Here is an 11851-nt window from a genome sequence, read left to right as displayed (position 1 = left end):
GTCAGTGCTCGCTTCCAGGGTGTTCTTCGGGGGCAGTGGGGCTGTCCGCAGGGGCGACGACGAGCAGGGGACGCACGAAGTGCTGGTTGGGCGTCATGCGCTCCACGAGCTTTGATTCGTCGTCCACGCGGTCGCGGTGTTCTCGGAGCCCGCGCAGTTGGGTCTGTTCGGCCGCTGCGCCCTGCCAGTCATCGATCCGCGCGGCCCACTGGTGCACGCGGCGGCGAATGTCGTCTGCCGTGGCCTCCATCTGCTGAACCGCTTGGTTGCGGGCGGCGTCGACTGCAGTCGGGATCAGGTCCTGCAGCGGCGCCGCATCGACCGCTCCTGGGTTCGTCTTCACCTCGGAGGTGAACCCGACGTGGGCCAGAGCGGCGCGTGCGTCCGCGTGCGACTGGGTGAAGTGGAACGAGTGCTCCGCGACGCCAGGGAAGTCGACGGTCAGGAACGACCCGGCGACGACCTGGCCGGCGCGGTTCGTCAGGGTGGCGTGGACGACGACGACGGGGTGGTCGACGGCGCCACGGACGGCGAACACGCGGTTTCGTCCGAGTCGGGAGAGAGCGCTGTCCGCAGCCCAGTCGAGGACGGGGTGCAGCGGTCCGAGGAAGTGCGCGTGTGGCCAGGTCGACGGGCTCGATTTGTTGTTGATCGCGCTGTCGACCTCGGCCTTGCCCTGGATCGGAGTGGTCGCCAGGAGCAGTCGCTCCGTGACGCGCCGGTCGCGGAGGTACGACTGCGGCAGGACTTCGAGCCGCTGTCGGAGATCGGCAGTGGGTTCGATCTGCGCGATGGCGTTGGTGCGGGACCAGGCGACACCGCCGTGGTCGACGTCGGCGGTCGGTGTGGTGAAGCGTTCGGCCAGCGCTGTGTCGAGGAACGAAACGAGGTCAGGGAACAGGCCGGTACCGATGTCAGTCTTGTCGCGCTGCTGACGGTTCGCGGTTTCGTTCTTCGGGGTGTCATCAGGTGCCCGTGTGGCGTCGTTCTCGCTCTCGCTCGCTTGTTCGGCGGCGAGTTCGGCCATGAGCCGCGTGATCTCGTCGCCGTCCTCGAGGGTTGCTTCGACGGTCGGGACTGCGTCGTCGAAGCTGCGCTGGCGGAGGAGCACGTCGCGGATCGCTGACTCCTCGGCGACAGCGGTGTACTCGCCCATCAGCGACGCGACGTCACCCAGCGCAGAGTGCGCCTCGGTCTCGCGCTCGAGGAGGTTCCTGAGCACGCGGACGTCGCCCGCGAACTCGTGGTCGTCGACGTCGAGCAGGAGGGTCGTGATGCGAGGGGAGTGCTTCTGGCCGTACCGGTCGATGCGGCCGTTGCGTTGCTCGATGCGGATGAGGCTCCACGGGATGTCGAAGTGCACGAGTTCGTGGCACTGGGAGTGGAGGTTCACTCCCTCGCTCGCGACGTCGCCGGTGATCAGCACGCGGATGGGGGAGGCGGATTGCTTGAAGCTGTCCACGAGCTCCTGCTGCTCCTGGTCCGTCAGACCTCCGTGCATCACGCGGATCTGCTTGTCCGACAGCTTGAGGTCCTTCGCGAGCTTCTGGCGCAGCCAGTGCAGGGTCGCAACGCGCTCCGAGAACACCACGAGGCGCTCCTCGGACTTCGGGCCGACACCTATGCTCCTGGCGTGCTGCAGGAGGGCGTCGTACTTCCCGGAGCTCGAGCTCAGCGCGGTGACGGTGAGCTGCTCGAGTCGCTCCAGCGCGTCGATCTCGCGCTGGACATCGCTGTCGGCATCGCCCTTCCGGAGCCGCTTCAGACGCTCGCGCACCGATTCGTCGAGGGCGCTCGGCGACGACAGGAACGCCTTCGCAAGGGTCCAGGGGAAGAGCGACGCGTTCTCGCCGGAATACGGCGACCGTCCGCCTTGCGGGTGAAGCCAGACCGTGGAGAGCTCCTCGGCGATCGCCGCCTCGGCAGGAGATGCAGGGACCAGGACGTTGTTCGGCTCCTGCCGTTCTGCCCAGTCGGCACCGACCTCCATCGCGACGGCAGGACTGTGCCGGTGCCGGCGGATGATCAGTCGCTTCACCTCATCCTCGATCAGATCGCCCTCAGGGGTCACCGCGGTCGGGTCGAGCAAGCGCACGAGCCGTGCGAACGAGTCCTTCTTGCCGTTGTGCGGCGTCGCAGACGCGAGGATGAGTGCATCGGTCTGCGGGGCGAGACGCGACGCGAGCTCGCCGTTCAACGTCGTGTTGTTCATGACGTTGTGCGCTTCGTCGATGACGACCGCATCCCAGCGCTGCTTCTCGAGGTGGATGCGGTACTGACTCTGCTTCAACGTGTCGACCGAGATGATCGCCCGCTTGTACATGCTGAACGGGTTGCGGGTCGCCGGCAGCTTCTGGCGCACGCGCTGGATACCGAGGGAGTCGAGCCGGACGAAGGGGAGTGCGAACTTCGTCCACATCTCCTGCTGCATCTGCTCGAGGACGTGCTTCGGCGTCACGATGAGGATGCGCTCGCCGCGGCCTCGACGCACGAGCTCGGACAGGATCATCCCGATCTCGACGGTCTTGCCGAGCCCGACAGCGTCGGCGATCAGGAGGCGCGGACGGAGGTTGTCGCGGTCGAGGGCCTTCCGCACCGCGGCGCGCTGGTAGTCGAGCGGGTCTGCGAGCATCTGAGTGCTCACGGTCAGGGCGTCCTCGTGCAGCGGCACCGGGGTCTTGCGGAGAGTCGCCTCGAGCCAGAGCTTTGCGCGGCGATAGCCGGACGATCCGTCTGCTTCGACCTTCGCCTGCGCAGGGTCAAGCGGCTCGATGTCGTCGAGATCGCTGTAGAAGGTGGCGGTGGTGTCCCGGACGAGTTCTGACAGGCCCTGCACGGTAACGAGGAGACCGGAGCCGGTCGGTGCCGTCGAGAGCACGAGCCACTCGGCGTCACGAACGAGCACGACGCTCCCCGGTGCGACGTTCGGCCATGCTCCTTCGACGGTTGACGAATCGACGTCGATCAACGACACGTGTTGTTACCTTTCACCCCTGTTTCACCCCTGCGCAGCCAGCCCTCGCCGCTGCGCTTCGTCTCAGCCTAATGTCGCCGCTGGCGCTCGCCCGCCGTGGCGAGCTTGCCGACCGCCGCTTCGACGTTGTCCTTCACGCGGTCGTGTTGAAGTACCGGGTCCGAAGCTCGTCGATGATCGCAGTCTCGAGCTTGTGCACCGAGCCGTCGATCTCGGCTGTCTTCATCGCAACGTCGATCAGGTCCGCCAGGTCGTCGTCTTCGCCATCGAGTCGGCGCCACACGTCGTCGATGTCGAGATCGATCTTGTTCGCGAACTGTTCGTCAGTCAGGTCGTGCTGGTCGTGGAGCTCCTCGACCAGCCTCCGCATGAAGAGTGCCTCGTCGTCGGTGATCTTGCCGTCGGCCAGCACGACCATCCACGCGACCCAGAGCAACGACCTCGGGTGCCTCGTCTTCTCGACGGCGGCTCCTGCGACCTCATGAACTCGGGCGTCGTTGCGGAAGACGGCCCTCGCGTGACGACCTGCAACGATCGTCGAGTAGTAGTTGAGAGCGACCGACAGCGGTACGCCCACGACCGGGATACCGATCTTGATGACGTTCCGCTGCAAGAGGAACCGACCGACGACCGGGAGCCCCTTGGCTGCATTGAGCACGCCCCGCGAGTAGAAGGTCTTCACGAGCGGTCGCACGAGAGCCGGCACCACTTTGGTTACACCCTCGCTCGCGGCCTGGGCGCTCCGGATGGTGAAGGCGACGCGGATCAGCTTCCAAAGGTCATCGGGGTCCTCCACGTCGACCGGGACGCGGTAGAGGATGGCAATGTCGTAGGCGAGGTGGAGCTGCAGGCGAGCGATGTACGCGACGTCGACGAGCAGAGTCACGCCCGCGGCGGGAAGAGTGAGCGGGGATGCTCCTCCTGCAGAGCCGAGGGTGGCCACCACCGCGGCCGTGTAAGCGCCCGCGGATAATCCACCCTCGATGGCCGCGTAGCGGGCGGCCATCTTGATCCGCTGGTCGACCACAGCGTCCGCGGGAACTCCCTTGTAGCGCGCCTGGAAGTACGCGGCGTCCACCTTCTCGGCATAGGTACCGAGGGCGTTGGAGAGGAGTTTCGAGAACCAGTTGCCACTCCTCAGGTCTTCCCCGCTGAGGCTCTTGACGAAGTCCTTCAGCTCCTCCCGCTCACGCTCGACTGCAGCACGCTCTTCGTCAGTGGCGTCGGACGGATCGGCTTTGGTCATTGATGGCTCCTGCTGCGTCGGGAAGAAGTAGGAATGCTGTGGCCCAATACTGACGCATTCTCGCAGCCTTCGGGCGCCCGGACGAGGTTGACGACGCTCATGCCCTTGTCGACGAAGTGGTTGGTGACGGCGGGCTACTGGTTCTCGGCTGCGGCTCTCCGCGACACCCTGCAAGCTCATCACAAGGAAACGTTTCCGCGGCGATCCGACGTGACGGTGTCCGGGTTGAGGCTTCCCGGCGGCCTCCTGCTGTCGGCGGGCGGCCCTAAGCTCGACCCGCACCAGACGAGGCGGGGAAGCGCATGCAGATCACCACCGACGGCCAGGTCTTGCTCAGCCCGAGCGACCTCAGCACGTGGGCATCCTGCGAGTGGGCGTTCCTCCGCCGCCTCGACGTCAAGCTCGGCCGCGGGGAGCCCCTGCCGGACGAGCACGACGACATGCTCGACCGAACGGCCCGCCTGGGGGACCAGCACGAGCTCGACTACCTCGAGATCCTGAAGCAGACCCACGACGTGGTGGAGTTCGACCGCCCGGCCCCGCCGCAGTACGCCGAAGCCGCCGAACGAGCGCGGAACGCGATGCGGGACGGCGCGGACGTCCTCTTCCAACCGACGTTCCACGTCCCGGCGTCCACAGACGGCACAGGCTTCATCGGCTTCGCGGACTTCATCATCCGCAATGCCCGCGGCGAGTACGAGGTCTACGACACCAAGCTCGCCCGCCACGCCAAGATCAGCGCCCTGCTGCAGCTCGCGGCCTACGCCGAGCAGATGCGGGCGAACGACATCCCGACCGGGCAGCAGGTGCACCTGGTCCTCGGCGACCGCACGACGACCACACACGACCTGGCCGACATCGTCCCGGTGTACCGCACGCAGCGGGCCGAGCTGATCCGGGTGATCGCCGAGCGCTTGGCTGCCGACGAACCGATGCAGTGGGGGGACCCGCGCTACTCCAGCTGCGGCCGGTGCTCTGCTTGCCAGCAGGAGGTGCAGCGACACCGCGACCTGGTCCTCGTCGCCGGCATGCGCCTCGACCAGCGGACGAAGCTGATCCGGCAGGGCGTCCGGTCGATCGACGACCTGGCGGTCCGGACCGCGCCGGTGGCGACCATGTCGAAGACGACGCTGGATCGTCTGGTGCGGCAGGCGAGCCTCCAGATCGAGACGGAGCGCGCAGCCAACCGCAGCGACGCTGCCAGCCCGAACCGCGGTCCAGCCTTCGACGTCCTGGATGCACGGGCACTCGACGCGATCCCGGCACCCGATCCTGGCGACGTCTTCTTCGACTTCGAGGGCGACCCGCTCCACACCGAGGACGGCGTGCACTGGGGCCTCGACTACCTGTTCGGCCTCGTCGATGACCAGGCCGACTTCCGCGCATTCTGGGCGCACACCATCCGCGACGAGCGCCAGGCGCTGCTGGACTTCCTCGCGTTCATCGCCGAGCGCCGCGAGCGGTACCCGGACATGCACATCTACCACTACGCCGCATACGAGCGGACGCACCTGCTGTCCCTCGCCGCCCGCCACGGGGTGGGGGAGGACGCGGTGGACGACCTGCTGCGCGCCGGTGTCTTGGTCGACCTGTACCCGATCGTGCGGAAGGCCCTGGTGGTCGGCAGCCGCAGCTACTCGATCAAGAAGCTCGAGCCGCTGTACATGGGCGACGACCTGCGACTGAGCGACGTGACGAACGCGGCCGACAGCATCACTGCCTACGTCGACGCGATCGAGGAGCTCCGCAGCGGCGACCCCGCCGAGGGGCAGCGGCAGCTCGACCAGGTCGCCGACTACAACGCCTACGACTGCCGGTCGACACTGCGCCTCCGCGACTGGCTGCTCGGCCTCCGCGCCGAACACGCGCCGGACGCCACCACAACGACCGAGCTCGAAGGGCTGCCGCCCATCCCGGTCGAGCGCGAGCCGAACCCGGTGACCGTCGCGCTCACCGAGTACCTCGGCGACGTCGACGCCCTCGACCGCACGCCCGACCAGACCGCGTTGGCGCTCGCCGCGGCGGCGATCGACTACCACCGCCGCGAGGCGAAGACCTTCTGGCAGGACCACTTCGACCGGCTCCGCAACCCCGTCGACGAGTGGGCCGACACGCGGGACGTCCTGGTCGTCGAGCGCGCCTCCGTCGAGCGGGACTGGGCGACGCTGCCGCGCGCCCGCTCGCTGTCACGAGAGATCCGGTTGTCGGGGACGCTCGCGCCCGGCTCGCGGCTCCGGCCGGGAGGCTCGCCCCACCTCGTCTACGACGACCCACTCCCGGCGTCGATCACCGCCCCGGGGCCCGGTCCGAAGGGTGCGACGGACCGCGCCTCGATCCTGGAGGTGTGGGACAACGGCGACGCCACCGAGGTGCTGCTCCTCGAACGCATGCCGGTCGGCGGGGGAGAACCGCACGCGGACTTCCCGGTCGCGCTCGCGCCCTCGTCGCCACCCCGGGCGAAGCCGCAGCCCGACGCGATCGCGGAGTGGGGCGCCGAGGTGCTCGATGCCCTCCCGGAGATGCTGCCCGACCCGGCGCTCGACCTCCTCCGGCGGGTGCCGCCGCGCGGAACCCTCGAGCCGGTCGTCGGCGACGACACGGTGGGTGCCGTGGTGGCGACCCTGCTCGGACTGGACCGGTCGTACCTGGCGATCCAGGGGCCTCCCGGCACGGGTAAGACGTACGTCGGGTCGAACGTCGTCGCGACGCTCGTGCGCGAGCACGGGTGGCGGGTCGGCGTCGTCGGGCAGTCGCACGCGACGAGCGAGAACTTCCTCGACGCCGTCATCGCCGCGGGTGTGCCGGCGGAGCGGGTCGTGAAGCAGCCGAAGAGCGGTGCCGACGCCGAGGAGATCGAGGCGGCGGCGTGGACGCCAGTGAAGAACGGTGCGGCGATCGCGGCGTTCCTGCAGTCCTGCGCCGACACCGGTACCGGGGGAGTCGTCGGCGGGACGGCGTGGACCTTCGCGAACGACGCGACCATCGGCCGGCGCTCCCTGGACCTGCTCGTCGTCGACGAGGCCGGGCAGTTCTCGCTCGCACCGACCATCGCCTCCGCGATCGCTGCCACTCGTCTGCTGCTGCTCGGCGATCCGCAGCAGTTGCCCCAGGTGTCGCAGGGCTCGCACCCCGAGCCCGTGGACGAGTCCGCGCTCGGCTGGTTGGCGGACGGGGAGCACGTGCTCCCGCCGGAGTTCGGGTACTTCCTCGCGCAGACCCGGCGGATGGAACCCGCCCTGACCGCGGCGGTGTCGGGGCTGTCCTACGACGGGCAGCTCGCGTCGATGGTTTCCGGGCGGCACCTGGACGGCGTCGCGGCCGGCGTGCATCCCGTCCCCGTCGTGCACGCGGGGAACACGACCTCGTCACCGGAGGAAGCGGCTCGGGTCGTCACCCTCGTGGCGGACGTCGTCGGGCGGACCTGGACGGACGACCGAGGCACGCGCGCGCTCACCGACGAGGACGTGATCGTCGTCGCGCCCTACAACGCGCAGGGTGCGGTCATCCGGGACGCGCTCGACCGTGCGGGCTTCAGCGGGACGCAGGTCGGGACTGTGGACCTGTTCCAGGGCCGGGAGGCGGTGGTCTCGATCACCTCGCTGGCCGCGTCCTCGGCAGCGGACATCCCGCGCGGGCTCGACTTCCTGCTCATGCCGAACCGGCTCAACGTGGCGCTGTCGCGGGCCAAGTGGGCGGCGTACCTCGTGCACTCGCCGGCGCTGACGACGGCGCTGCCGCCGTCGATCCCGGGGCTGGCGCTACTGTCGCGGTTCATCGAGCTGGTGGCGCCGCGGGGCTGACCGCCCGAGCGGCGGCCCGCCGAGGTCCGCCGGGCGCGCGGCGGATCACACCGCTCCTGCACCGCCTGTCGCCGCAGCCTGCGCCGCCAGGACCGACTTGACCGCCGGCGCGACCCAGTCACCCTCGGTGATGCGCCGGACGATGGCCCGGTCCACCTTGCCGAACTGCTTCCGGAGCGTGCCGGTGGCGTCGAGCAGGCCGATGAGGGCGGCGGTGAACGGCGTCGGGAGCAGCCTCCCTTCCAGCACGTCCGCGATCCCCGCGCGGAGGGCTTTCTCGGGGCCGCCGTCCCGTTCCGGGTAGACCGTCGACCGGAAGATGCCCAGGGCTCGTCGTTCTTCTCGGTCGAGGATGCCCCGCTCGGCCAGCCCCTCGAGGACGGCGATGCGGAGTGCGTTCTTGCCGAAGCGACCCACCCAGAACCCGGCCCGTCGCGACTTCGGTGTGGCGACGATCTCGGTGAACGGCCCGTCGAGCAGCGGATCGCCGGTCAGTGGTGCCTTCCGGGCGATGACGTGCGGGTGCTCGTACGTCAGGAGCCCGCGGAGCGCGAGCTCGCCGACGACCGCACCACCGAGCCCGACGGTGATGCCCTGCTCGGTCAGGCCGACCTTGCCGTCCGGGCGGACGAGCAGCAGCGCGAGCGCCTGCGGGAGGGTGAGTTGCTCAGCCATGTCCGAATGCTGCCACACGGAGGGACGCAGGACGACCGGGCCATCGCGCCGGTCACTCGCCTCCGCCGCCTCCTCCGCCGTCCCCGCCACCACCATCGCCGCCATCGGCGCCGTCGGCCCCACCGCCTGCCGACTGCGCCCGCTGCACGATGGTACGGACCGCCGCCGCGACCCAGTCGCCCTCGGTGATCCGGCGCAGCAGTGCCCGGTCCTGTGTCCCGAACAGGGGCCGCAGCGTCCGGGTCGCCTGCAGCAGGCCGATGAGCGCGGACGTGAACGGCGTCGGCTCGGCCTGCCCGCGCAGGACGGCCGAGACCTCGGCGCGCAAGGCCTTCGCGGGACCAGCGTCGCGCTCCGGCCACCGCACGGAGGGGAACACGGCGAGGAACCGTTTCTCCTCCCGCCCGAGGACGCCGCGAGCGACGAGTCCGTTCAGGACGGCCTCCCGGAAGCCGCGGTTCCCGAGCCGGGCGACCCAGCTGGTGGGTCGGCGCGGAGCCGGCGCTGTCTCGAGCAAGGTCAGGAACCCGTCGAGGGCGGGATCACCCGGAGGCGGGGCCTTGGCGACGATCACCCGGTTGTGATCGAGGGAGACCATGCCTCGGAGAGCGAGCTCGCCGAGCGCTGCTCCGGCGAGCCCGGCGTCGAGCACCTGTCCCGGGGGGATCCTCCGCCCGTCGGACGCGACGAGCAGGAGCGCGAACGCCTGCGGCAGCGTGAGCGACGCGGGCATCAGGCGGGGTCGGACTCCGGGAGCTGACCGCCGCCGCGCATCCCTTCGCGCAGCCCGGCGATCACGTCGGCCTGCAGGAAGTTCGCCGCCTGGGCGCTCGTCGGGTCGACGACGATCCCGAACTCCTCCGGCAGCGCGGTGACGAGTTCGGCCATCGGCATGGCGCGTGCTTCCAGGCCCGGGAGGCTCGTCCGCAGTTCCGACGGGTCGGTGAAGACCGGGACGAACTGGCGCTCGCGGATGACGACGTGCGCGACGCTGCCGTCGGCGTCCTCGCCGTCGGTCTTCCACGGCACCCACGCGGCGCTGCCGAGGAAGCCCGCGGCCGACTCGCTCATGCGCCGTCGCAGCTCCCCGGCGTCGTTGGGTACCGCGTCCTCAGCACCCGGGCCGAAGCTCGACCCGGTCGTTCCGTTGGCGCTCATCGCGTTTCCCTCCACCGTCGTGTCACCGGCCATGGTGCCACGCAGGAGGGGCGGAACGGGTGGGGCGCGCCTCCCGTCAGGAAGGCGCGCCCCGGTGACCTGGACCGTGTGGGTCAGTACTTGGCGGACTGCCCACCGTCGATCGGGACGACCGCAGCGTTGATGTAGGACGCGTCGTCGAAGAGCAGGAAGGCGACGACCGCCGCGATCTCGGGGGCCTCGCCGTAGCGCTTGGTGGGGTTGACCTGGATGAACTCCTCGGCGGCCTTGCGCGGGTTCTCGGCGTCGATCTGCTTCATCGAGTTCTCGACCATCGGCGTCCAGATCGCGCCCGGGGCGATGGCGTTGATGCGGATGCCGTACTGGCCGTACTCGACGGCGGAGTTCCGGGTGAGGCCGACGACGCCGTGCTTGGCCGCCGCGTAGCCGGACTGGTTGCCGACGCCGCGGATGCCACCGACGCTGGCGGTGTTGACGACCATGCCGGAGCCCTGTTCGCGCATCACGGCGAGGACCTTCTCGAGGCCGAGGAACACCCCGCGCAGGTTGATCGACACGACCTTGTCGAACTCGGCGGCGGTGAACGACTCGGTGAGGTTCTGCTTGCCCTCGATGCCGGCGTTGTTGAAGAAGCCGTCGATGCGGCCGAAGCGCTCGCGGGTGGCGGCGACGTACGCGTCGACCTGCGCCTCGTCAGCGACGTCGGCGATGGTGGTGAGGACCTCGGCGTCCGGAGCGGCTTCGACGACGGCGGCCTTCGTCGCCTCGAGGCCCTGCTCGGAGACGTCGACGAGGGCGAGCTTCGCGCCCTCGGTGGCGAGACGGACAGCGGTGGCGCGACCGAGGCCGGAGCCGCCGCCGGTGATGAGGACGACGCGGTCGCTGAAACGCGTGCTGGTGGAACTGGTGCTGGTCATGAGGGCCTCCTGCGGTCTTCGACGATGAAGGGCTCGGGGTCCGGAAGCGGTGCGCTGGTTCGCGGCACCGGGCGGCGAGTCCGGTCCGACGGGCGTCCGCCGGACCGGCTTTACGCTACAGGTGTTGTCTGACTGGGAGCGGTGCGACGAGGTCCCTCAGCAGGCGCTGAGCACCCGCTCCATCGCGTCACGCTCGGCCGGCACGACCCAGAGGCGGTACTCCGCCTTCACCGCGATCTGGTGCTCGACGTACTCGCAGCGGAACCCCTTCGCCGCGGGCAGCCAGGTCGCGGCGTCCGACGAGCGCTTCTGCGAGTTGGAGTGCCCGTCGACGGCGAACAGGTTCTCCGGGTCGTTCGCCAGCGCCTCGCGCTCGTCCTGCGTGAGCCGCTGCGCGCCCGTCCGCCATGCGTTCTCGAGGGCGACGACGTGATCGATCTGCACGAGGGTCGAGGTCGTGTTGCCCCGCACGAACGCGACCTCGCCGCCGGTGTAGGGGGAGACGAGGTTCCCCGACATGACCTTGCACGGCCCCTGCCGGACGATGTCCGTCAGGTCGCGGGCCAGGACGTCGTTGCGGGTGTCGCAGCCGTTGTGGTCGACGTCGAGCCAGGCTGTGCCGAAGTCCGCCTCGCGGTCGTAGCCCGTCGCAGGTGCCTTCCCCTTCACGACGAGGGTGGCGAGGGTCGCACGGGCGGCAGCAGCCTCGGTGCTCCCGGCGTCGCCGCTGGCCGGACTGGAGGGTCGGCTCACTTCCGTCGGAGCGGCCGCCGGTGCCGAGGTGGTCGCTCCGGGCGCGGTCGGACGCGCCGTCGTCGTGATGGTCGGTTCGGCGCCGGTGCCGGTCCGGGTGCCGGTGCTCGTCGGCCCGCCTGCGGCGGCGTCGGTACCGCTTGCGAGGACTCCCGACGAGAGGAGCGCCCAGACGCCGAGGGCGACGACGAGGGTGACGATCGAGGACTGGACGGTGGTGCGGGTGCGGCGTCGGCGGGACGTCATGTGCGTGGTGCTCCTGGTGGTGCTCGTGGGACTCGTCGATCTTGGCGGAAGCCCCCGACACCTCCCGGCTCGCCGCTCCGCA

General features: G+C 69.8%; 8 protein-coding genes. 1 reads left to right on the top strand and 7 read right to left on the bottom strand.

The features are described from left to right. Window position 1: 1 nt before the first annotated feature. Together DEJ16_RS13605 and DEJ16_RS13600 are read right to left on the bottom strand one after the other, a co-directional pair. Window positions 2-2974, bottom strand: a complete 2973-nt coding sequence (locus DEJ16_RS13605) for a DEAD/DEAH box helicase (protein WP_258365984.1) — start codon at window positions 2972-2974, stop codon at window positions 2-4. Between the two features lie 133 nt (window positions 2975-3107). Beyond that, a complete protein-coding gene (locus tag DEJ16_RS13600) occupies window positions 3108-4220 on the bottom strand; it encodes a hypothetical protein (RefSeq protein WP_110826100.1) in 1113 nt (370 codons plus the stop codon). 302 nt (window positions 4221-4522) lie between these two features. Between DEJ16_RS13600 and DEJ16_RS13595 the strand changes: the two genes are divergently transcribed. Beyond that, entirely contained in the window at window positions 4523-8020 is a 3498-nt protein-coding gene (locus DEJ16_RS13595) for a TM0106 family RecB-like putative nuclease (RefSeq protein ID WP_110826099.1), read from the top strand. A 45-nt stretch (window positions 8021-8065) separates the two neighbouring features. Here DEJ16_RS13595 and DEJ16_RS13590 read toward each other — a convergent pair whose 3' ends face one another. The 5 genes from DEJ16_RS13590 to DEJ16_RS13570 form a co-directional block, all read right to left on the bottom strand. Beyond that, entirely contained in the window at window positions 8066-8695 is a 630-nt protein-coding gene (locus DEJ16_RS13590) for a GPP34 family phosphoprotein (RefSeq protein ID WP_181419606.1), read from the bottom strand. A gap of 52 nt (window positions 8696-8747) precedes the next feature. Beyond that, window positions 8748-9428, bottom strand: coding sequence for a GPP34 family phosphoprotein (locus tag DEJ16_RS13585; RefSeq protein ID WP_110826097.1), 681 nt, complete (start codon window positions 9426-9428; stop codon window positions 8748-8750). Continuing rightward, on the bottom strand, window positions 9428-9853 hold the full coding sequence (locus DEJ16_RS13580) for an SseB family protein (RefSeq protein ID WP_181419605.1): 426 nt from the start codon (window positions 9851-9853) through the stop codon (window positions 9428-9430). The genes DEJ16_RS13585 and DEJ16_RS13580 overlap by 1 nt, the downstream gene beginning before the upstream one ends. 113 nt (window positions 9854-9966) lie before the next feature. Beyond that, entirely contained in the window at window positions 9967-10770 is an 804-nt protein-coding gene (locus tag DEJ16_RS13575) for an SDR family oxidoreductase (RefSeq protein ID WP_110826095.1), read from the bottom strand. Window positions 10771-10926: 156 nt separating this feature from the next. Further along, window positions 10927-11769: an HNH endonuclease family protein gene (locus tag DEJ16_RS13570; protein ID WP_110826094.1), complete on the bottom strand. Its 843-nt coding sequence runs from the start codon at window positions 11767-11769 to the stop codon at window positions 10927-10929. Between the last annotated feature and the right edge of the window lie 82 nt (window positions 11770-11851).

This window comes from Curtobacterium sp. MCJR17_055, from assembly GCF_003224335.1.
Classification (GTDB): Bacteria; Actinomycetota; Actinomycetes; order Actinomycetales; family Microbacteriaceae; genus Curtobacterium.
This window is presented reverse-complemented; position numbering and strand designations above follow the sequence as displayed.

Excerpts from the sequence above, each read along its gene's own strand:
- DEJ16_RS13600 (WP_110826100.1), bottom strand. The coding sequence starts at position 4,220 with ATGACCAAAGCCGATCCGTCCGACGCCACTGACGAAGAGCGTGCTGCA.
- DEJ16_RS13595 (WP_110826099.1), top strand. The coding sequence starts at position 4,523 with ATGCAGATCACCACCGACGGCCAGGTCTTGCTCAGCCCGAGCGACCTC.
- DEJ16_RS13590 (WP_181419606.1), bottom strand. The coding sequence starts at position 8,695 with ATGGCTGAGCAACTCACCCTCCCGCAGGCGCTCGCGCTGCTGCTCGTC.
- DEJ16_RS13585 (WP_110826097.1), bottom strand. The coding sequence starts at position 9,428 with ATGCCCGCGTCGCTCACGCTGCCGCAGGCGTTCGCGCTCCTGCTCGTC.
- DEJ16_RS13580 (WP_181419605.1), bottom strand. The coding sequence starts at position 9,853 with ATGAGCGCCAACGGAACGACCGGGTCGAGCTTCGGCCCGGGTGCTGAG.
- DEJ16_RS13575 (WP_110826095.1), bottom strand. The coding sequence starts at position 10,770 with ATGACCAGCACCAGTTCCACCAGCACGCGTTTCAGCGACCGCGTCGTC.
- DEJ16_RS13570 (WP_110826094.1), bottom strand. The coding sequence starts at position 11,769 with ATGACGTCCCGCCGACGCCGCACCCGCACCACCGTCCAGTCCTCGATC.